Genomic DNA, 22242 nt, shown 5'->3' with positions numbered 1-22242 from the left:
TCCTAGTCGTAGTGCTCACAGTTGTACGGCTCGCACTGCTCTTCGTGTCTGGATGCTGTATACGTGCCGTCACGGCATGCGCTCTCATGGACCCAGGATCCTGGAAAGGTAGCGTGCTACCGCCCGGACGGCAGCCATGGTGGTGGGATAATCCATCCGGGTGGGACCCAGCACACCGACCTTGGCGGTGCTGTCAGGTCCGTAGGCCGTGGCCACCACCGATGCTTCGGCCAGGCCGTCGTAGGGATTTTCGCGGCCAATACTCACTGTCACGCCTCTGGGGTCCTGCGCCATCTCGCTCAGCAGCCGCAGCATCACCACTTGTTCTTCGAGGGCTTCCAGCACCGGTCCGATACTGAGCGGGAAATCCAAATTGGACCTGGCGAGGTTGGCCGTCCCGGCCATGACCATCCGGTCTTCCCGGCTGCTATGAGCAAGGCTTTCAAGTCCGTGCGCCAGAGCCTGCGCGGCTTGCCGCTGACCGGAGCCAACAGCGGAAACCACGCCCGGCAGGGACCGCGTGAGCTGGCTCAGCGGTGTTCCGGAAAGCGAACCCAGGAACCTGGCGCGCAGGCCTGCGAGGGCTTCGTCGCTGAGATCCTGGCCGATGTCGATCACCCGTTGTTCCACCTTACCGGTGGTGGCGATAAGAACCACGAGGACCTGCCTCGGCGCGAGGAGCACGAATTCAATGTGCCGGATGGTGGCGCGGCTCAGATGGGGGTACTGCACTACGGCCACCTGGTTGGTCAGTTGGGACAGCAGCCGGACCGTGCGGTCAAGGACGTCGTCGAGATCAGTGGATCCCTCCAGCAATGACTGGATGGCTCTCCGTTCAGCCGGGGAGAGTGGCTTCACAGCTGAGATCTGATCCACGAACAGCCGGTAGCCCTTATCCGTGGGGATCCGTCCCGCACTGGTATGGGGCGCGGTGATCAGCCCTTCGTCCTCCAGTGCCGCCATGTCGTTCCGGATGGTCGCGCTGGACACGCCCAGGTGGTGGCGTTCAACCAGAGCCTTTGAGCCGACTGGCTCACGGGAGTGCACGTAGTCCTCCACAATGGCTCGCAGTACTTCCAGTTTGCGCGGCTCGCTCACACTCCACCTCCATCTACGGTCACAGGCCGTCCGCCCGCCCGGGCCGGATTCCCTCTCGGTGCACCGACCCTGTTGATGAATACTTTTATATCCATACGGGTTAGCACTCGACATGCCTAAGTGCTAACAGTCTAATATGCCCGGCCGCGTTGTTAGCATTGGTACCGCTCCGGGCGAAAATTCCGGGCCAGGATCCAGCACAAGACGGAGCGAATCCATGCATTACCAGAACTGGGGCCCGCAGGAGATCTCGGGCCCCGCAAGGAACGAACTGGCTGAAGTCCCGGTCGAACGCGGGATGGTGCTGGAAGACGTCCAGTCGGGCTGGGTCGGCGCCGTGACGCGGGTGGAAAAGTCCGGCGGCATGCACGTTGTTGCCCTCGAGGACCGGCGCGGCAAATCACGGTCCTTTCGGCTGGGATTCGGTTTCCTCCTTGATGGCCGGCCCATCCGGCTCATGCCTCCCGCTCCCCGGCAGGCCGCCGCGTCCGGGGCGGCCGGCCGGACAGCCTCCGGCTCTGTCCGCGTGGCCGGGCAACGCGCCCAGGTCGCCAGGGCAAGCAGGATCTGGGTGGAGGGCAAGCACGACGCCGAACTGGTGGAAAAGGTCTGGGGCGATGACCTGCGGGTGGAAGGCATCGTCGTCGAACCTTTGCATGGCATCGACGACCTGGCGTCCGCGGTGGCTGATTTCAGGCCAGGACCTGGCCGTCGGCTCGGCGTCCTGGTGGACCATCTGGTGCCTGACTCCAAGGAATCGCGGATAGCCGATGCCGTCATGGCCTCCCCCGGCGCTGCCGGCAATGTCCTCATCGTCGGCCACCCGTACGTGGACGTGTGGCAGGCGATCCGCCCCGCCGTGCTCGGCATCTCCGAGTGGCCGGTGGTTCCCCGCGGGCAGGACTGGAAGACCGGTATCCTGGCAGCGTTCGGCTGGCCTCACTCCACCAAGGAGGATATCGGTCTTGGCTGGCAGAAATTGCTGGGCGCGGTCCGCAGCTACGCGGACCTGGAAGCGTCACTGCTCGGCAGGGTGGAGGAAGTCATCGACTTCCTCACGGTGCCCTAAGCAGGCAGGCAGCGTCTGTTCCGGCCCTGGCTCAGGGCTGCGCGGGGCAGCATTCCGGCGCATAACCAGTATTCTTGGTACTGCGGAAGCTGATTCGCTTCAGGCCGCCCATCCATGACCAGCACCATCGCACTTTCGAAGGAAGACACCGTGGCAGATAACGCACGTGAACACACGGACAACCAGGGCGGCCAGGGCCGTTCCGAGTACCATGGCGTTCCCGCAAATGCGCTGCCACTGACCGCGAGCGAGGACCGCCAGTGGGCCACGCTTGCCCACTTCGGCGGGATCCTGGGCTGCGTCCCGTCCCTGCTGATCTACCTCATCTTCCGGGACCGCGGGCCGTTCACGGCCCAGGAGTCCAAGGAAGCGCTGAACTTCAGCCTTCCGCCGACCATCGCTGCGGTACTGGCAAACATCCTGGTTTTCATCCCCGTGGTGGGAAACATCTTCGCTGTGATCGCCACCCTGATCTGGATAGCGCTGACCTGCTACTCCGTCGCAGCCGGCATCCATGTGAACCGGGGCCAGCCGCACCGGTACCAGTACAACCTCCGCTGGATTAAGTAATCCGCACCAACGCGGGGTCACTTCCCGCCCAATAAGCGCATAGTATTGGGCGGGAAGTGACCCCGCGTTGGGTAGGGACTAATCCTGCAGGAGCCTGCGGGCCACCGCGTCAGCCAGCAGGCGGCCTTTCAGGGTCAGCACCAGGCGGCCACTGAATGCAGCCGGCGGGTCGACAAGGCCATCGGCTATCAGCCCGGCAACAGCGTGCCGTCCCTTCTCCCCCAGTGATTCAATGCCAAGACCCGAAACGAGCCTTGCTTCCAGCATCACACGCTCCACATCGCGGGTCGCGGCGTCCAGGGTCTCCCTGCCCGCCGCCGGGGAAACACCCTGGGCCAGCCGTCCGGCGTAGGCAGTGGGGTGCTTGACATTCCACCAGCGCACTCCGCCGACATGGGAATGTGCGCCGGGCCCGATGCCCCACCAGTCGTCACCGCGCCAGTACGCGAGATTGTGCCTGCAGGCCTGCTCCGGGGTCCGCGCCCAGTTGCTCACTTCGTACCAGCTGAGCCCCGCTTCACCGATCAGCTGGTCGGCGAGTTCGTATTTGTCAGCGTGATCGTCGTCGTCAATCCCCGGAACTTCACCCCGGCGGATCTGGGCAGCCAGCTTAGTTCCTTCTTCAACAATCAGCGCGTAAGCGCTGATGTGGTCCGGCTCGTATGACAGTGCGGTCTGCAGGGAATGCCGCCAGTCCTCCAGGGACTCCCCCGGGGTCCCGTAAATCAGGTCCAGGCTGACAGCCAGCCCGGCTTCCCGCGCCCATTGAACCACCTGCGGCACGCGGCTGGGGGTGTGGGTGCGGTCCAGGACCTTCAGCACATGCGGAACCGCGGACTGCATGCCAAAGGAAACCCTGGTGAATCCGGCGTCCTTCAACACGGCGAGGGACTCCGGGGTGACGGAATCCGGGTTCGCCTCAGTGGTCACTTCGGCTCCAGGCTCAATCCCCCACGCGCTGATGGCCGCGCCCAGGATGCGGGCAAGGTCCTCCGCCGGAAGCAGCGTGGGCGTGCCGCCGCCGAAGAAGACAGTGCTCAGTCTGCGGCCTGGAAGGCCCGACTCCGGGAGCACGCGCGCTGCCAGCTGCACTTCCGATATGGCAGTGTCAGCATAGGCATCCTGGGAGGCCCCGCCACCCAGTTCAGTGGCCGTGTACGTGTTGAAGTCGCAGTATCCGCAGCGGACGGCACAAAACGGTATGTGCACGTACAGCCCGAAAGCCCGGTCCGCCGCACCTTCCACTGCCTGTGCAGGCAGCAGACCGTCCGACGGCGCCGGGTCGCCAAGGGGAAGAACGCTAGGCATTGGTGCGGCCTCCGGTGATTCCGGCCACGGGCATCACTACTTCTTGGCCTTGTCCTTGGACTCGTCTGTGGTCAGGGCTGCGATGAAGGCTTCCTGGGGTACCTCGACGCGGCCCACCATCTTCATGCGCTTCTTGCCTTCCTTCTGCTTTTCCAGCAGTTTGCGCTTACGGGAAATGTCACCGCCGTAGCACTTGGCCAGGACATCCTTGCGGATGGCACGTATGCTTTCGCGGGCAATGATCCTGGACCCGATGGCCGCCTGGATAGGAACCTCAAATTGCTGCCGCGGGATGAGTTCGCGCAGCTTGGTGGTCATCATGACGCCGTAGGCGTAGGCCTTGTCGCGGTGGGTGATGGCGGAAAAGGCATCCACCTGCTCGCCCTGGAGCATGATGTCCACCTTGACCAGGTCGGCCACCTGGTCGCCGTCGGCCTTCCAGTCCAGCGAGCCGTAGCCGCGGGTCTTGGATTTAAGGATGTCGAAGAAGTCGAAGACGATTTCGGCCAGCGGCAGGCGGTACCGGATTTCCACCCTGTCCTCGGACAGGTAATCCATGCCGCCCATCACACCGCGCCGGCTCTGGCACAGCTCCATGATGGCGCCAACGAACTCGTTGGGCGCAAGGATGGTGGCCGAAACCATGGGTTCGCGGACCTCCGCCACTTTGCCCGTGGGATATTCGCTGGGGTTGGTGACGTGTACCACCTTCTTGTCCTCCAGCGTCACCTCGTATTCCACGTTGGGGGCCGTGGAAATCAGGTCCAGGTTATATTCACGTTCCAGGCGCTCACGCGTGATTTCCAGGTGCAGTAGGCCCAGGAAGCCGACCCGGAACCCGAAGCCCAGCGCGGCGGACGTCTCGGGCTCGTAGACCAGCGCGGCGTCGTTGAGCATCAGCTTCTCCAGTGCGTCGCGCAGCACCGGGTAGTCCGTGCCGTCCAGCGGATACAGGCCGGAGAAGACCATGGGTTTTGCATCCGCGTAGCCGGGAAGCGAATCAGCGGCAGGCTTGGCGAGGTTGGTCACGGTGTCGCCAACCTTGGACAGGCGGACGTCCTTTACCCCGGTGATGAGGTACCCCACTTCCCCGACGCCCAGGCCTTTAGAGGGGGTGGGCTCCGGGGAGCTCACCCCGATTTCGAGGAGTTCGTGCGTGGCCCGGGTGGACATCATCTGGATCTTCTCGCGCGGGTGCAGCATGCCGTCCACCACCCGCACGTAGGTGACCACACCGCGGTAGGTGTCATAGACGGAGTCGAAAATCATAGCGCGGGCAGGGGCGTTGGCATCGCCCTGCGGGGCCGGCAGGTCGCGGACGATCTTGTCCAGCAGGGCCTCAACGCCCATGCCGGTCTTCCCGGAAACGCGCAGAACGTCCTCCGGGTCGCCGCCTATCAGGCTGGCCAGTTCGGCCGCGTACTTCTCCGGCTGCGCTGCCGGAAGGTCGATCTTGTTCAGGACCGGGATGATCGTGAGGTTGTTTTCCATTGCCAGGTACAGGTTGGCGAGCGTCTGGGCCTCGATGCCCTGAGCCGCATCCACCAGGAGGATGGCTCCTTCGCACGCTGCGAGTGAGCGGGAGACCTCGTAGGTAAAGTCGACGTGCCCGGGGGTGTCGATCATGTTCAGTGCGTAGCTGTTGCCATCCAGTTCCCAGGGCATGCGGACAGCCTGGGACTTGATGGTGATGCCGCGTTCGCGCTCAATGTCCATCCGGTCCAGGTACTGGGCCTTCATGTCGCGGGACTGAACGACCCCGGTGAACTGCAGCATCCGGTCGGCCAGCGTGGACTTGCCGTGGTCAATGTGCGCGATGATGCAGAAATTCCGAATGATGGCCGGATCTGTCGCGGCGGGCACCGGGGCGGTGCGGGCCATGGGAGACACGCAGGGTCCTTACTGTTGGCATTCACTGATGGCTTCGGCGGCCGCCGCCAGGACGCAACGAAGGCACCCCGCGGAAAGACCGCACATATGGAACCTCCAGTGTCCCACGTCCTGGTGGATCGCACCGCATTCGGCGCCCAACTGCCTGCGCTATTCCCGGCGGTGCCAGGCCTGGCCAGGGATAGGGTGGCCCCATGCCAATTAACCTCCGCGCCCTGGCCGACACCGTCAGGACCTCCCTCCGGGCCCTGCAAAAGTTCACGTCCGGAGCCACACCGGCCCCTGGGGCTTCTCCCCGCCCTTCAGCCCGGACCGGGGAGTTTTCCGCGCACCCTGCGGACTTCACCGGAGTGGCCTCCATCAGCTACTCCCCGCAGCCGGACGGCGACCCGGACCCCGGCGAGATCGTCTGGACATGGGTGCCCTACGAGGAAGACCCGACGCGGGGGAAGGACCGTCCGGTCCTGGTGATCGGACATAACGGGCCGTACGTGCTGGGGCTGATGCTCACGAGCAAGGACCACGACCAGGACCGCCACGGCCGGGGCGACTATGTGGACATCGGGATCGGCGGCTGGGACCGCCAGTCACGGCCGAGTGAAGCAAAGCTGGGACGGATCCTCCAGATAAGCCCGGATAGCATCCGGCGGGAGGGTGCGGTGCTGGACCGTGCCCGCTTCGAACTGGTCGCCGAGGGACTCCGCCGCCGACACGGCTGGAAGTAGGCTGCAAAATGGCGAGTCTCCGGGCCCGTCTGCTATTATTTATAGCTGTGTGTCCGTGCAGGTCGACGGCCACTGATGGTTGGCCGCCATAGGTATCCCCACGCCGCTCAGTCAATGGCCAATCTGAAAGCCCTCTAGACCATTTCCGCATTAAAAAGAGAGTTCACACGTGGCTAATATCAAGTCCCAGAAGAAGCGCATCCTCACCAACGAGAAGGCACGCCTGCGCAACAACGCAGTCAAGTCTGAGCTGAAGACGGCCATCCGCGCCGTCAACACCGCCGTTGAGTCCACCGACAAGGATGCAGCTGCTGCTGCCCTGGTTGCTGCCAGCCGCAAGCTGGACAAGGCTGTCAGCAAGGGTGTTCTGCACAAGAACAACGCAGCGAACCGCAAGTCGGCGATCTCCAAGAAGGTCAACGCACTGTAAGGTTTCCAGTTCACTTGAACTGATGGTTGTGGCCGGCACCCCAGGGTGCCGGCCACACATCTTTAAGCCGGCCACACATCAGGGAAGGCCAGGGCCCGGATATCCGGCGGGAGTCAGTGCCGGCCGGCGGACATCGCAATGACCGTTACGGCATGCTCCACGGCGTAGACGGGGTCCCGTGAGAGGCCTTTGACCTGGGCATCAGCTTCGGCGGTGGCCTGGATGGAGCGGACCAGTCCCTCCGGCGTCCAGCGGCGAACATCGCGCTGGGCCTGCTCCACGAGCCAGGGCTGCATTCCCAGTTCCCTGGCAATCTGGGCAGGGGATCCCTTGGCACCGGCCACCTTGGCCACCGTCCGGAGTTTTGCTGCCAGCGCTGCGACGAGCGGAACTGGATCGGCGCCTGTGGCCAGGGCGTGGCGAAGCATGGAGAGCGCGGCCGGTCCGTTTCCCGCCATCGCTGCATCCGCAACCTTGAACGCCGTCGCTTCAATCCGGCCACCGTAGTAGCTGTCCACGATCTCCGGCGTCACGGCTCCGCTTGCATCCGCAATCAGCTGGCTGCAGGCTGCCGCAAGTTCTGACAGGTTGGCGCCGACGGCGTTGACCAGCGACTGCACTGCCTCGGAACTGATCCTCCGACCGGCAGCCCGGAACTCGGCAGCGACGAAGGCGGTCTTGTCTGCGTCCTTTTTCAGTGGCTGGCAATCCACCACGGGCCAGCCGCCGGCCTTGACCACGTCGAGGAGCTTTTTGCCGCGGACGCCACCGGCGTGGCGGAGGACCAGGACCGCGTCGGGCTCCGGGCGTTGCAGGTAGGCGAGGGCATCGGCGAGGAAGGCGTCATTCATGCCTTCAAGCCCTTCGACCTCGATCAGCTTGCTCTCGCCGAACAGGGAGGGGCTGATATTCATGGCGAGTGCTCCGGCCTCGTAGCTGCCGGCATTGAGGCGGGTGAGTTCCACATCCGGGGAAGCGGCACGCACTTGTGACCGGATACGGTCCATGGCCCTGATACCGAGGTATTCCTCGGGTCCGCTGACCAGGACAACTCCCGCGGGGGCTACGTCCCGCCAGGTGGCCGTGTTGGCAGTGTCGGACGCAGCCGTCCGGTTTCGCGTAGGTGGCGCAGCGGCCATTCTGCATTCCTCCTGGAAATGTTGGTGCGGTATCCAAGCCTGCCACGGCCAACCCGTGACACAAAGCCATGCCAGCCGCGTGGCGGGTGTGCATCCCGGTATCCCGGTATGTGCTGTTCAACAAGCATAAGGAATTCCTCAAGCCGGTGGTGCAGCCCCCTGGCCAGCCCGAGGACATGGCGTGGCCGCAGTGCCAGCCGGACGAGAATCACAGTTACCGCTGACAACAGCGCCATTGTCAGAAATCCGAAGGTCCCCTCAGTCCATGGCAGCGAAGCCCCCGGGAGGGCTGCGCTGAACCTGGCGGTGCAGGCTACACCTGCACTGAAGGTGCCGGCCACAGCGATCAGCGCCGCGGCGGCCCACGGCGCAGGGACCACCAGCGGCACGGCCGCAGTGCCCAGCAGCGTCACAGGCGCAACCAGGGGTGAGGCCACCACATTCGCCAACAGGGAGTATGTGGAAAATTGCGGCTGCAGGAGCACAATGACCGGGCCGCACAGCAGCTGGGCAGACAACGGGACGGCGATAGCGGCCGCAAGCCAGCGTGGAATAATGGGCGGCGCCCGATCGACCAACCTTCGGCCCAGGACAATGATTCCCAGGGTTGCCAGCACCGACAGCAGGAACCCGAAGCTGGTCCCCAGGCCGGGGTCAAACAGGAGCAGGCCGATCACCGCCAGGCAAAGGAAGCTGAGGCCTCGGCCGGAGCGGCCGCCGGCCAGCGACGCAACGGCAATCGACCCCATCAGGGCAGCACGCAGCACGCTGGCATCCGGCCCCACCATCAGCACAAACAGCGCCAGGCCGCCCAGTGCCAGCCCCGCTGCCGGCAGCCTGGGCAGCCGCAGGCTGCGGGCACCCAACAGCAGGGCGCCGAGCACAAGGCTGCAGTTGGCCCCGCTCACCGCTGTCAGGTGTGTCATCCCGACAGTTTTCATGGCAGCATTCAATCCTTCATCCAGGGCGCTGGTGTCTCCGGTGACCATGCCCGGCAGCAGGCCCCGGGCGTCAGGGGACAGAAAGGATGAAGCGGCGACATAGCTGCCGCGAACCTCCTTGGCACCAGCCTGCCAGGTGTCGCCGGCGGCAACGGTGACAGGGGCCGACGCCGACAGAACCCCGGCTTCGGTCTGCCCCGCATCCGGGGGCTTCAGCTTGCCCGTGGTCCGCACCACCTGCCCGGGCACCAGCTTTCCCCAGTCATCCCCGCCCATTACCACCAGGGCCGCGCTGGCATGGATGACGTTTCCTCCGGCAATGACCTCCACAGCGGTGGCCGTCACGGACCAACGCTCCGGCATGCCTGCCTGGCCGGCTGGCGAGAGGGACCGGGGGGATCCGGCAATTTCCAGGATGGCGACAACTGACATTTTTGAGGAGACGGCCTCCGCGAGCGGGCCATCGTGACGCTGGGATGATGAGACGGCAGAATGTGCAGCGGCAGCAACGGCCATCATCAAAGAAACGGCGATGGTCATCAGCAGGCTTCGCCGGCCACGGGAGCACTTTGCCAGCAGCAGGGCGGCAACGAGGGTCAGAATACAGCTCGACACGACCAGCGCCGCCGGCGCCAGCCATACTCCGGCAATGGCTGCGCCCCAGACAAGCAACGCCGGAAATGCCAGCCTCAAATCCGTCCGGCGCCGCGGTCCAGGAGCCTGGGCTGCCTTGGGCTCCCGGGCGCGCAGGGTCTTCCCGAAACGTTCGCGGACCAGCGCACCAGCCTGAATCACCGGGCCGCGGCGGCCCGGATCGCCCGGCGGGGCAGCGTGAAATCCCTCATCCCCGGTACCGAAGGCGTCCTGCTGCCGGACCGCTGACTCCACGAAGCGGCTCCAAGGGCTGCGTCCGGTCATACTTGCGTCCGCACTGGCTTCTGCCCCGCCGCGGTCGGCATCTCAGACACCCACCAGGGGCAGCAGCGTTTCGAGCATCTTCGGCCCGACGCCATCCACTGCATCAAGCTCTTCCACCGTTTTGAACGGGCCGTGCTCCTTCCGCCAGTCCACAATGCGCTGAGCCAGGACCGGACCCACCTTGGGCAGGGCATCAAGTTCTTCCACACCGGCGGTGTTGAGATTCGTCTTGGCACCTGAAGCTGCGGCGGAGCCACCGGGGCCGTTGCCTCCGGAAGCGCCCGTTGCGGAGCCAGCCGAATCGGCCGGTAGCGGTTCACCGGGCTCTGGAACATAGATTTTCTGGCCGTCCGCCAGCACAGCTGCAAGGTTGAGGCGATCCAGATCCGCCCCCGGTATGCTCCCTCCCGCCGCGGCCACGGCCTCGTGCACCCGGCTCCCCGAAGGCAACTGCACAACCCCCGGCCTGGCCACTGCACCTGCAACATGGACGACAATGGCGCCCGCCGCACCCGACGGCCCCTCGGACGGCCCAGGATCTATCTGCCCCACTCCACCGGACTGCTTTCCTGCCTCGACGCTGGAGTCGGCCGCACGGCCTTCCCCGGACGGGACGCCGGACGTCGTGACATCGCTGAGCGGAACCACTTCCGCGAGGCCTGTGGAGACCTCCCACCAGAACCACGCTCCTGCCGCGATAGCAACGATGCCTATGAGCACTGCTACCCGTCGGCCAAGACGCCATCTCAGTGCCGGCCCGACCCGCCCTTCGCCGTGAAGCGGCAGTCCGGGGTCGCCGTCCGCGGGATCCTTCCCGTCGCGCCCTTCGCCGCCCCGGACGCGGTCACCCATGTCGCCCCGGAACGCTTCCCATCCAGGGTCAGAAAGAAGTGGTCTTTGAACGCCTTCCCCCAGCGTGGCCTGGAGGCGGTCCCTGGCATGACGCGGCCCGTGGCGTGCTGCTGGTCCAGCGTCCGGGCGTGGCATATCTCCACGCTAGGCAGGCAGCGCCCCGGGCGGCAGGGTAGGCAACCGCTATGTGGAAAGCCCCGGCACGTCCGCCGCCCCGGCCGGAGCGCCGCTCTCCCCCACGATGCCGCTCTCGCCCACGATCACGGCCAGCACACCAAGTCCGGCATGTGCGGCGAGAACGGCCGGCAACGAACTGATCTGGGCCCGAGGGCAGCGGGGCAATGCAGCGGCCAACCTCCCTGCGAGCCCTTCCGCTTCTGCAGGATTGCCGAAGTGATGTACCGCAAGGCGGGCCTGGCCGTCCGGCCGGGAGGCGGCGTCGGAGGCCGCTATCTCCTCCAGCCGGGCTACCGCCCTGGCTGCCGAACGGACCTTTTCAAGCGGCACGATCTTTCCGCCGTCGACTGCCAGGATCGGCTTGATCGCGAACATGGTTCCGAGCAGGGATGCAGCGGCCCCGATTCTTCCGCCGCGGCGCAGTTGTTCAAGACTGGGGACATAGAAGTACACCTTCGTCCGTGCCAGTTGTTCCTCCGCGACGGTCCGGACGGCGGCAGCGTCCAGGCCGGTAGCGGCCGCCACGACGGCGGCCTGCACCCCCATACCCTGGGCCATTCCCACCGTCCCGGAATCGATGACCTCGACGGGGATGCCCACCCTGCCGGCAGCGAGCCTCGCCGCGTCAGCGGTCCCGGACAGCCCGCCGGAGATGTGAATGGACACCACGGCTTGGTAGCCGCGGCGCTCAGCGGCCAGGAACGCCTGCTCAAACTGGCCCGGCGATGGCCGGGAGGTCCTGACGGATGTGCCGGCCGCCAAGGCCAGGGCAATGGTCTGGGTGATGTCATCCTCACCCTCGCCATAGATTTCCTCCCCCACCATCACGGGCATGGGGATCACGGCCAGCCGGCCATCCGCCGAGAATGCCGCCACCCACTCGGCCGGCAACGCGGCTGCGGAGTCTGTTACGACGGCGGCGCGGACAACCGGCGAAGGCGCGCCGGGCCTCGTCGACGGACGAAAGGCAGCGAGGCGGTCGCGAAGCCAGAGCCATGCAGGGGCATCGCGGTCGGCCAAGTGTGCCTCCTGGAGTCATGGCCGGCCGCCGGAAAGGCCCGGCGGCCGGAACCGGCTAAGCCGGGACGATGTTCACCAGTTTAGGCACGCGTACGATCACCGTGCGGATGCCGCGGCCGTCGAGTGCCCGTTCGACGTTCTCGGAGCCCAGAGCAAGCTCACGAAGCTCCTCCTCGCTGATGCCAGGTGAGACCTCCAGGCGGTCCCTGACTTTGCCCTGCACCTGAACGACGGCGGTGACCGTGTCCTGGACCAGCAGGGATTCGTCGTGGGCAGGCCAGCCCGCATTAGCGACAGAGGCGGGATGGCCCAGGACGTTCCACATGTCCTCCGCAGTGTACGGCGCGAAGAGGCTCAGGATGACCGCAACGGCCTCCGCAGCTTCGCGCACCGCCGGGTCCGAGCCACTGGCGCCGCCCGCTGCATCGATGGTCTTGCGGGTCGCATTGACCAGCTCCATCAGCTTGGCCACGACCACGTTGAACTTGTTGCTGTCCAGCAGGGCAGCGGCGTCGGCAATGGTGCGGTGCGTGACGGACCGCAACGCACGGTCCCCGGTGGCTGGGTCGACGCCGGGGTCGCTGGTCACATCCTGCGCCAGCCGCCAGGCCCGGGCCAGGAACTTCGCTGAGCCCGACGGTGAAACGTCGGCCCAGTCGACGTCGTCCTCCGGCGGGGAGGCGAAGATCATCGTCAGACGCACGGCATCCACACCGTACTTGTCCAGCTGTTCGCCAAGGTCCACGCCGTTGCCAAGGGACTTGCTCATGGCCTTGCCCCCATTGAGGACCTGGCCCTGGTTCAGCAGGGCGCTGAACGGCTCGTCGGCCTCGATCATGCCGAGGTCGTGAATGACCTTGGTGAAGAACCGCGCGTATAGCAGATGCAGGATGGCGTGCTCGACACCGCCGACATACTGGCCCACCGGCATCCAGTCGTTGATCTTCTCCGGGTCGAAGGGACCCTCTGTGTACTGGGGAGAGACAAACCGCAGGAAGTACCAGGACGAATCCACGAACGTGTCCATGGTGTCAGTGTCGCGTTTGGCCGGTCCGTGGCAGTTGGGGCATTCAACATTGACCCACGCCTCGGCCGCGGCCAGCGGCGAGGTCCCCTTCGGGGAGAGGTCTTCGCCGCGGAGGTCCGCCGGGAGCGTGACGGGCAGCTGCTCGTCCGGGACGGGAACTTCACCGCAGACGGGGCAATGGATGATGGGGATGGGCGTTCCCCAGAACCGCTGGCGGCTCAGCAGCCAGTCCCGCAACCGGAAGTTGACGAACTTCTCGCCTGTACCGTGCTTTTCCAGGATGCCAATGGCAGCCGGGATGGCTTCAGCCTTGGGCAGGCCGTCGAGGACGCCCGAGTTGATCAGGGTGCCCTCCCCCGCTGTCGCCTTGCCGGACACCGACGGGTCCTCCTCGCCGGTGTCCAGGACGGCGCGGACGGGCAGGCCGAATGCTTTCGCGAAGTCAAGGTCACGCTGGTCGTGCGCAGGCACGGCCATGATCGCGCCGGTGCCATAGTCCGCCAGGACGTAGTCAGCTGCCCAGACCGGCAGCTTCTCGCCGTTCAGGGGATTGATGGCGTAACGGCCGGTGAAGACACCGGTCTTCTCGCGCTCAGTGGACTGACGTTCGATCTCCGTCAACGCCTTGACCTGCTCGCGGTAGGCCTCCAGGGCCTGCGCGTACTCGCCAGTGACCAGTTCGACGGCGAGCGGAGCGTCAGCGGCGACGACGAAGAAGGTCGCGCCGTACAGGGTGTCGGGGCGGGTAGTGAAGACGGTGACATCCTTGGCGGGCTTGCCGCCGTCGGCCTCAATCACAAAGTTCACGTGGGCACCCTCGGAGCGCCCGATCCAGTTCCTCTGCATCGCCAGGACACGCTCGGGCCAGTGACCCCGCAGCTCGTCCATGTCATCGAGCAGCCTGTCGGCATATTCCGTGATCTTGAAATACCACTGGTTCAGCGACTTCTTGGTGACGGCGGTACCGCACCGCTCACAGGCACCGTTGACCACCTGTTCGTTGGCCAGCACGGTCTGGTCCTTGGGGCACCAGTTGACTGGCGAATCCTTGCGGTAGGCCAGCCCACGCTCATAGAAGCGCTTGAACAGCCACTGGGTCCAGCGGTAGTACTCCGGATCCGAGGTGTGCAGCCGCCGCGACCAGTCAGCGGAGATCGCGTACCGCTTGAACGACGCGGCCTGCGTGTCGATATTGGCGTAGGTCCACTCACTCGGGTGGGCGTTGCGCTTGATGGCAGCGTTCTCCGCCGGCAGGCCGAAGGAGTCCCAACCGATCGGATGCAGGACATCGAAGCCCTGCTGCCGCAGGTACCGCGCCACTACATCGCCCATCGCAAAAGCCTCGGCATGGCCCATGTGGAGATCGCCCGAGGGATACGGGAACATGTCCAGCACGTACCGCCGCTCGCGGGACCCGTCATCAACGGGGGTGAAGACCTTGAGGTCTTCCCATACCTGTGGCCACTTGGCCTCCATCGCGGCGAAACTGTAAGTACCCTCCTCAGGGCCTTCCGCTGCCGGTGCTGATGTTCCGGTCTCTGTCTCCGGCTGAACGCTCACTGCTGCCCTCTTCTGTTCTCTGATGGCATCTGTGCTGCCACGATGGTCTGATCCCCCTACTGCCGGCCGCATTAAAAGGCCCGGACACACAAAAGCCCCTCTCCATGGAGGGGCAGCCGCGCGGAATCCGATGGTGTCCGGACGCCGGGCGGCTAGCTAAGCAGAAGGATCGCACGCATAGGACTACTTTAGCGCACGCGCGCCTCCTGCACCCCGGCGTGCCGAGCTGCGGGAAGCGAGCCATGAGGACCACCCGGACTGGCAGAACTATTCCATTGCCACAGGCCCCTTTTCCTTCAAACAAAATCGTTGCTATAAGCCACTAATCCAAAGTTTTTAGATAACCTCTTCGGGCTATTGCAAAAGACGTGAAATCGGTCCATTGTATTAGCAAAAGTCTGTGGGGATCAGCGAACGGTCTCAGGTTCGAAGGGGCCTGAAATGTACGTTTGGCATGGACTTTCCGGGAATCAGCGCGCGAAAATGGAATGGCGCTTTTCCACGCCTTCCAATAACGCGGCAGGGTTCTAGTCATGTTTGGCTGGGTTGCCCGTTTCAGTCTGCAATTCCGCATCTTAGTTCCTGCCTTGGCGGCCCGACGCATCGCCTTCGGCATGGTCAATATTCCACACATGGCTGTGGGCATCACGCCTCAGTCGGTGCCCGGCCAAGGCGAGATCCAGAACGAGGTGCTTGGGTTCTGCACCATGGAACCCGCGGGGTACCGGCCGTGATGAGCGCAATGCTCCGCTGGGTTGTCCAGTTCCGGGTGCTGGTCCTGGCGCTGGCGCTGGGAATCCTGGGCTTTGGGTTCACAAGTTTGCCGAGCATGGCAGTCGATGCATTCCCGGAATTCGCCCCTCCACAAGTCGAGATTCAAACTGAAGCGCTCGGGTTATCCGCTGCGGAGGTCGAACAGCTGATCACATCCCCGATGGAGGCTGATTTGCTGAATGGTGTGGCCTGGGTTGAGGCGATCCGTTCCAAGTCTGTACCGGGACTTTCCTCGATCCAGATGGTCTTCAAGCCCGGGACAGACCTCTTTCGAGCCCGCCAGCTAGTTTCCGAACGGCTAACCCAGGCGCGCGCACTGCCCAATGTGTCTGCGGCCCCTGTCCTAATGCAGCCACTGTCCTCGACCAGCCGGGTCATGATGATCCGGCTGACATCGAAGGATATGTCGGCCATCGACATGTCAGTACTGGCCAGGTGGACCATGAAGCCGGGGCTCCTGGCCGTACCCGGCGTCGCGAACGTGGCGATCTGGGGCCAGCGCGACCAGCAACTCCAGGTACTCGTGGATCCGGCGCAGCTTCAGGCCAAGGGCGTGACGCTTGACGAGATCATCAAGACGACCGGCAATTCCGTGTGGGTTTCGCCGTTGAGCTACCTGGAGGCATCCACGCCGGGTACCGGCGGCTTCTTCGAGACCGGCCATCAGCGGATCGGTGTCCAGCACGTCCTGCCGATCACCACGCCGGAGGACCTGGGCCAGGTCCCAATTGAGGGGGCCGCCGGCAATCTGCTGCTCAAGGACGTGGCCACGGTGGCGACCGACCACCAACCACTGATCGGCGACGCTCTGCTGAGCAAGGAAGCCGAGCTGTTGCTGGTGATTGAGAAATTCCCTGAAACGAACACTATGGATGTGACCCGGGGTGTTGACGAAGCACTCCGCAGCCTCGAGCCAGGCCTGCCCGGGGTCACCATTGATACCAGCGTTTACCGGCAGGCGTCCTTCATCGAGGAAGAGGTCGGCACTCTCGGCATCGCACTGCTCATCACTCTGCTACTTATCGTTGCCATGTTTGGCGGGTTCTTCCGATCGTGGCGCACGGCCCTCATCAGCCTCATCACCATTCCTTTGTCTCTGACGGCGGCCGCCCTTCTGCTGTACATGCGCGGCAGCGGGATGAACACAATGGTCCTGGCCGGCATGGTCCTGGCCTTGGGAGTCATCGTGGGAGACCTCGCCGAGGACCTCAACGGCATTGTCGCGGCAGGCAATGCCGCCGCCAGGAAGCGCGATCGTGAGCCGCAGGACCGGCAACTGCGCGCCGTCCCGATTACGGAAGCCCTCCAGGCAGTCCGCACACCAATTCTGTACTCGCTGTTGATCATGGCGCTGGCTGCCATGCCTGCGCTCTTCATCGCGGGCGAGAACGGAGCCCTCTTCGGACCGTTGGTCCTGAGCTACCTTCTTGCCCTTGTTGTCTCGATGATCGTCGCTCTGACAGCTACGACTGCACTGGCGTTCGTCCTCCCCGGCCCGTCGTCCGCGCCGCCGGAACGCCGGCCGCTGAGGCGGCTGGAGGTCGGTTACGGCCGGTTCCTGGCCCGCCTCATGGGAAAGATCCGGTGGGTGTTCGCCGCTTCCGCCATTGTGGCGCTGGCAGGACTCGCCCTCGTGCCCCAACTGGCCGCCGCTCACCCCGTAGTGCCGGTGCTTGCGGACAATACCCTGGTGGTGCACTGGAAGACGATTGCCGGCACTTCGGAACAGGAAATGGGCCGGATCACCGAGTCGGCCGCCATAGAACTGCGGAGCCTGCCCGGCGTGAGCAACGTGGCAGGCCACGTTGGGCGCGCGATCACCTCGGACCAGGTCGGCGACGTGAGTTCGGGCGAACTCTGGATCAGGGTGGCACCCGACGCGTCGTACGGCGAGACTGCCGGCGCCGTCGAACGGGTCATTGGCGGCTACCCGGGCCTGACCAGCAAGGTTTCCACCTATCCTCAGGAGCGCATTGACGAAATACGCGACGCCGCCGACAACGGATTCGCCGTCCGGGTCTACGGGCTGGACACCGCGGTCCTGCGGCGGAAGGCGGCTGATGTGCAGGAGATGCTCCAACACATGGCAGGCGTCGTCAACCCCCGCATTGACGCCCCCGTCGAACAGCCGATCGCCGAGGTCAAGGTGGACCTTGCCTCGGCCCAGAAGGCGGGCATCGTTCCCGGCGATGTTCGACGCGCGGCTGCCGCACTGCTGCAGGGAATCGAAGTCGGCAACCTCTACGAACAGCAGAAAGTCTTCTCGGTCATCGTGAAGGGTGCCGCATCCACGCGGAACAGCCTCGACAGCGTCCGTGACCTGATTATCGACACCCCCAGCGGCGGGCACGTCCGCCTCGGTGATGTCGCACAGGTCAACATGGTCGGGAACGAGTCCGTGATCCTGCACGATGACACTTCGCGCCGCATCGATGTGAAGGCTGAGATCCAGGGCCGCCCGCTGAGCGACATCCAGCGTGACATCGACGCAAACCTGCAACAGATGCAGTTCCCAATCTCGTACCATGCCGAGGTCCTAACCCAGTACGGGCAGCAGCAAAGCCATGTCCAGTGGCTCTGGCTGCTCGCGGCAATCGCCGCGGCCGGGATCCTGGTGCTGCTGCAGACCGCGTCCGGAAGCTGGCGGCTCGCGGCTCCCCTCTTCGTGGGCCTGATCCTGGCTCTGTCAGGCGGCGTGCTTGTTGCCGAGGCTACGGGCGCGGTCAACTCCCTGGTCCCCTTGGTCGCGTTCGCCGTCGTACTGGGGGTCGCCGCCCGCGGCACCCTGCTGATGGCAGGACTCGTCCGGACCCTGCGGACCGAAGGCGGTAGCGCCTTGCCGTTGCCTGCGTTGGTAGTCCACGCCGCGAGGGAAAGGCTCGGGCCGACTTTGATGACCACCGCAATGACGGGCCTGGCCCTGCTGCCCCTCGTGCTGTTCGGCGGCGTTGTCGGAACGGAGATCATCCTGCCGCTCGCCGTGATCATCTGGGGCGGGCTGCTGACCTCGGCCCTTTGCACCTTGTTCGTGGTACCCGTCGTGCTGCTCCGGTTCGCGCCGAAGGTTGTACTGAGCGCCGGGACGGGCCACAGCACCCCCATACGGACTGAAAGTCAGGTTGCATTATGAACTCCATCGAATCACGGCGCGGCAAGAAGCTGGCGGCCCTCATTGTCGTGGCGCTCCTGTCTCTCTTCGTTGCAGGATGCGCCCAGCTGCCGGAAGCTGCACCTCCCGACGCCCCGGCGGTCCTCGCTGAGGTGCCGGGAACGGGCCTTCACCAGATCACCCTGACCGAGCACGCCGTCGAACGACTCGGGCTCAAGACCGAAGCGACTGCCACTGATCCGCAAACCCAGAAGCTGACCGTCGCCTACGGGGCCGTCTTGTATGACAGCGCGGGCAAGACCTGGGTGTACACCAACCCCGAACACCTGGTCTTCGTCCGCCAGTCCATCACGGTCGAGCGCATCAACGGCGACGTCGCAACGCTAAAGGAAGGCCCGTCCGCCGGCACCACCGTGGTCACAACGGGCGCCGCGGAACTCTTCGGCGCCGAATTCGATACGGCCGAGTGAAATGCGCTGGATCATCTGGATCAGCCTCAAGTTCAGAACCGTCGTCGTCGCCCTCGCATGTGTGGTGATGCTGCTCGGTTCCTTGCAGCTAGGTTCCGCATCAGTGGACGTCTTTCCCGAATTTGCCCCGCCCCGGGTGGAAATCCAAACCGCGTGCCTCGGTTTGACTGCCCAGGAAGTCGAAGAGCTTGTCAGCGTGCCCATCGAGGCCGCCGTGGGCGGCATGCCGGGCCTTGACGAGCTGCGGTCGAAATCCGTGCCGCAGTTGTCCTCGATTGTGCTTCTCTTCCATCCGGGCACGGACCTTCTCAACGCCCGCCAGCTGGTCTCGGAGCGAATGGCGTCTGTGACCGCGGCGCTACCCACCTGGGCGGCCCCGCCGGTCATGCTGCAGCCGCTATCTGCAACGAGCCGGGTGATGAAAATCGGGATGACATCGTCCGAGCACTCGCTGATTGAGATGTCGATGCTGTCCTACTGGACCATCCGTGCCCGCTTGCTCCGGGTCCCCGGCGTGGCCAACGTGGCCATTTGGGGCGAGCGGCTCCAGATGCTGCAGGTCCAGGTGGAACCTGACAAGCTCAAGGCCCAAAATGTCTCCCTCAACGAAGTCATGGAAGTTACCGCTGGTGCCCTCGACGCAGGCCTGCTGAAGTATTCGCCCGGACGGTTCATCGGCACCGGCGGCTTCATCGACAGCCCTAACCAACGAATGGGGGTCAGGCACGTCCAGCCGATCCAGACTCCCGCTGACCTGGCCCAGGTGACCATTCGGGAAAAGGACGGTGTGGCACTCCACCTCGGCGATGTAGCACAAGTCGTGGAGGACCATCAGCCGCTCATTGGTGATGCCGTCATCAACAATGGGCATGGGCTCATGCTGATCGTCGAAAAACTGCCCTGGGGCAACACCCTGGACGTGACCAAGGGCGTTGAGGAGGCCCTCCATGAGCTGCAACCTGGCCTGAGCGGAATCGACTTCGACACCACCATCTTCCGCCCGGCGAGCTTTGTCGAAGAGTCGATCTCCAACCTTAGCCTCGCTCTGCTGCTTGGCTGTCTGCTCGTCGTTCTGATCCTCAGCGCTTTCCTCTTCCAATGGCGGACTGCCCTGATCAGCCTCATCGCGATCCCGCTGTCCCTGCTCACGGCCGCTCTGGTCCTCTATTTCACGGCCAGTTCGATCAACACGATGGTCCTTGCGGGGCTGGTCATCGCAGTGGGAGTCGTCGTCGACGACGCAATCATCGACGTCGAAAACATCATGCGCCGCCTGCGGCAACACCGTGCCCGCGGCAGCGACGAATCCACGGCTTCGGTGGTACTCAAAGCCTCGCTTGAGATGCGGAGCCCCATCGTGTACGCGACCCTGATCATTGTGGTCGCTGCCGTGCCCATCTTCTTCCTGGACGGCCTGACCGGCGTCTTCTTCCGACCCCTGGCCGTCACGTACACACTGGCAGTCCTCGCCTCGATGGTGGTGGCACTGACAGTCACGCCGGCCCTGGCACTGATCCTTTTGGGCAGGGCGAAATTGGAAGAACGCGACCCTCCTTTGGTCCGGGTGCTCAAACGCGGCTACCATGCCGTCCTGACCCGAATCATGAACCGGCCTCGGTACGGCTATGCCGCGTTCGGAGTCGTCACGATCTTGGGCCTGGCGATCGCTCCCCTGCTGGGCCAGTCCCTGTTCCCCACCTTCAAGGAAAGGGACTTCCTCATGCACTGGATCTCCCAGCCGGGAACCTCGGCGGCGGAGGAATACCGGATCTCTCAGCGCGGCTGCGAGGAGTTCCTCCAGGTGCCCGGCGTCCTGAACTGCGGCACGCATATCGGGCAGGCGTTCGCTGCTGACGAGATCGTCGGTGTCAACGCCGGCGAACACTGGATCAGCATCGACCGCCACGCGAACTATGACGAGACACTTTCCGCTGTCCAGGAAGTTGTAGACGGCTACCCGGGCCTACACCGCGACGTCCAGACGTATCTGAAGGAGCGGATCGAAGAGGTCCTGACCGGCGCTTCCGAACCCATCCTGGTCCGCGTTTACGGGGACGATCTCAACGTTCTCCGGGAACAGGCCCAAAGGGTGAAGGGCATTCTGTCCGACATCCACGGAACCGACGCCCCCCATGTCTCACTTGAGGTCGAGGTCCCGCAGATTTCCGTCACTGTCAACCTCGCCGAGGCGCAGAAATACGGGCTGAAACCGGGCGATGTAAGACGCGCCGCCGCCACCCTTGTGGCCGGGGAGGAGGTCGGCGACGTCTTCCGGGACGGCCGCGCCTACGACGTCCAGGTGTGGAGCACTCCGGCAACCCGTGCCAGCGTCACCAACATCGAGGACTTACCGATCGATACACCCAGCGGCCAGCGAGTCCGCCTCGCCGATGTCGCAGCCGTGACCCTACAGGCGGTACCGAACCAGATCGACCGGACCAATGGATCCCGCCGCGTTGAAGTCGGATCTTTCCTGGCCAAGGGTGCAGATCTCGGAGAGGTCGTCGGCGAGCTGCAGACGCGGCTGCACAGCCTGGAGCTGCCAGCCGGCTACAGCGTGCAGCTGCTCGGCGAATACACCGAACGTGAGGCCGCAACCAATCGGCTGATGATTTTCGCCGCCGCTGCCCTCATCCTGATTCTCCTGCTGCTCCAGGCATCCTTCCGGAGCTGGCGGCTCGCCATACTGTCGCTGCTGACGTTGCCGATAGCACTGGTTGGCGGGGTCTTCGCTGCCTTCATTTCCGGCGGGATCCTGTCCTTGGGCTCGGTTGTGGGCTTTCTCACGGTGATGGGGATCGCCGCGCGCAACGGCATCCTGCTCATCAACCACTGCCAGCACCTGGAAAGGAACGAGAATGAGACCTTCGGCCGCGCCCTGGTACTGCGCGGCGCGGCGGAGCGGCTTTCGCCGATCCTCATGACCACGCTGGCGACCGGGCTGGCCTTGGTGCCCCTGGTGGTCATGGGCAATGTCCCTGGCCATGAAATTGAACACCCTATGGCAGTCGTCATTCTGGGCGGCCTTGTCACCTCCACCCTGCTTAACCTGTTCGTTGTCCCGTCGCTCTACCTGCGCTTCGCCAAGCGGGGCCCGGCCCGTGAACGTGGACGCCGTCGGCCGCAACCTGCCGGTGCCCTGTAGACGTATCAACCCCAGCGATG

The 22242-nt window shown here is 64.6% G+C and carries 16 protein-coding genes; 8 read left to right on the top strand and 8 right to left on the bottom strand.

What is annotated here, in order from left to right; translation table 11 throughout:
* Positions 1 to 84: 84 nt before the first annotated feature.
* Positions 85 to 1098 carry a heat-inducible transcriptional repressor HrcA gene (gene hrcA / locus QFZ40_RS08800; protein ID WP_306903911.1) on the bottom strand — a complete coding sequence of 338 codons (1014 nt, stop codon included), beginning with the start codon at positions 1096 to 1098 and terminating at the stop codon, positions 85 to 87.
* Positions 1099 to 1315: 217 nt separating this feature from the next.
* Here hrcA and QFZ40_RS08795 point away from each other — a divergent pair, with 217 nt between their 5' ends.
* Together QFZ40_RS08795 and QFZ40_RS08790 are read left to right on the top strand one after the other, a co-directional pair.
* A complete protein-coding gene (locus QFZ40_RS08795; RefSeq protein WP_306903909.1) occupies positions 1316 to 2167 on the top strand; it encodes a DUF3097 domain-containing protein in 852 nt (283 codons plus the stop codon).
* 150 nt (positions 2168 to 2317) lie between these two features.
* On the top strand, positions 2318 to 2737 hold the full coding sequence (locus tag QFZ40_RS08790; protein WP_306906878.1) for a DUF4870 domain-containing protein: 420 nt from the start codon (positions 2318 to 2320) through the stop codon (positions 2735 to 2737).
* A 78-nt stretch (positions 2738 to 2815) separates the two neighbouring features.
* Here the strand turns inward: QFZ40_RS08790 and hemW are convergent, their stop codons facing one another.
* Positions 2816 to 4045, bottom strand: coding sequence for a radical SAM family heme chaperone HemW (gene hemW / locus QFZ40_RS08785; protein WP_306903908.1), 1230 nt, complete (start codon positions 4043 to 4045; stop codon positions 2816 to 2818).
* 36 nt (positions 4046 to 4081) lie between these two features.
* Positions 4082 to 5935, bottom strand: coding sequence for a translation elongation factor 4 (gene lepA / locus QFZ40_RS08780; RefSeq protein ID WP_306903907.1), 1854 nt, complete (start codon positions 5933 to 5935; stop codon positions 4082 to 4084).
* A gap of 194 nt (positions 5936 to 6129) precedes the next feature.
* On the opposite strand from lepA, the gene QFZ40_RS08775 reads away from it, so the two are divergent.
* Complete coding sequence (locus QFZ40_RS08775) at positions 6130 to 6660, top strand: type II toxin-antitoxin system PemK/MazF family toxin (protein WP_306903906.1); 531 nt, start codon at positions 6130 to 6132, stop codon at positions 6658 to 6660.
* A 169-nt stretch (positions 6661 to 6829) separates the two neighbouring features.
* Positions 6830 to 7090, top strand: coding sequence for a 30S ribosomal protein S20 (gene rpsT / locus QFZ40_RS08770; RefSeq protein WP_011692086.1), 261 nt, complete (start codon positions 6830 to 6832; stop codon positions 7088 to 7090).
* 113 nt (positions 7091 to 7203) lie between these two features.
* Here rpsT and holA read toward each other — a convergent pair whose 3' ends face one another.
* The 5 genes from holA to leuS form a co-directional block, all read right to left on the bottom strand.
* Positions 7204 to 8229, bottom strand: a complete 1026-nt coding sequence (gene holA, locus QFZ40_RS08765; protein WP_306903903.1) for a DNA polymerase III subunit delta — start codon at positions 8227 to 8229, stop codon at positions 7204 to 7206.
* The gene (locus QFZ40_RS08760) at positions 8154 to 10088 is read right to left on the bottom strand and encodes a ComEC/Rec2 family competence protein (RefSeq protein WP_306903902.1); all 1935 of its coding nucleotides are present in this window, start codon (positions 10086 to 10088) and stop codon (positions 8154 to 8156) included. Before QFZ40_RS08760 ends, holA begins: the two co-directional genes overlap by 76 nt.
* 42 nt (positions 10089 to 10130) lie before the next feature.
* Complete coding sequence (locus tag QFZ40_RS08755) at positions 10131 to 10940, bottom strand: ComEA family DNA-binding protein (protein WP_306903900.1); 810 nt, start codon at positions 10938 to 10940, stop codon at positions 10131 to 10133.
* A gap of 183 nt (positions 10941 to 11123) precedes the next feature.
* Positions 11124 to 12137 carry a DegV family protein gene (locus QFZ40_RS08750; protein ID WP_306903899.1) on the bottom strand — a complete coding sequence of 338 codons (1014 nt, stop codon included), beginning with the start codon at positions 12135 to 12137 and terminating at the stop codon, positions 11124 to 11126.
* Positions 12138 to 12192: 55 nt separating this feature from the next.
* Positions 12193 to 14724: a leucine--tRNA ligase gene (gene leuS, locus QFZ40_RS08745; protein ID WP_306903898.1), complete on the bottom strand. Its 2532-nt coding sequence runs from the start codon at positions 14722 to 14724 to the stop codon at positions 12193 to 12195.
* A 533-nt stretch (positions 14725 to 15257) separates the two neighbouring features.
* Between leuS and QFZ40_RS08740 the strand changes: the two genes are divergently transcribed.
* Genes QFZ40_RS08740 through QFZ40_RS08725 form a run of 4 tightly spaced genes read left to right on the top strand, consistent with a single transcriptional unit; the run spans position 15258 to position 22222 of the window.
* A complete protein-coding gene (locus QFZ40_RS08740) occupies positions 15258 to 15458 on the top strand; it encodes a hypothetical protein (RefSeq protein WP_306903897.1) in 201 nt (66 codons plus the stop codon).
* Positions 15458 to 18628 (top strand): efflux RND transporter permease subunit, encoded by a 3171-nt coding sequence (locus QFZ40_RS08735; protein ID WP_306903896.1) that lies wholly within the window; start codon positions 15458 to 15460, stop codon positions 18626 to 18628. The genes QFZ40_RS08740 and QFZ40_RS08735 overlap by 1 nt, the downstream gene beginning before the upstream one ends.
* Positions 18625 to 19077 (top strand): hypothetical protein, encoded by a 453-nt coding sequence (locus tag QFZ40_RS08730; RefSeq protein WP_306903895.1) that lies wholly within the window; start codon positions 18625 to 18627, stop codon positions 19075 to 19077. The genes QFZ40_RS08735 and QFZ40_RS08730 overlap by 4 nt, the downstream gene beginning before the upstream one ends.
* A gap of 1 nt (position 19078) precedes the next feature.
* On the top strand, positions 19079 to 22222 hold the full coding sequence (locus QFZ40_RS08725; RefSeq protein WP_306903894.1) for an efflux RND transporter permease subunit: 3144 nt from the start codon (positions 19079 to 19081) through the stop codon (positions 22220 to 22222).
* The last annotated feature ends 20 nt before the right edge of the window (positions 22223 to 22242 follow it).

The sequence above is a fragment of the Arthrobacter pascens genome (assembly GCF_030816475.1).
Classification (GTDB): Bacteria; Actinomycetota; Actinomycetes; order Actinomycetales; family Micrococcaceae; genus Arthrobacter; species Arthrobacter pascens_B.
The sequence above is the reverse complement of the archived record's forward strand: the minus strand, read 5'-3'. Positions and strand labels throughout refer to the sequence as shown.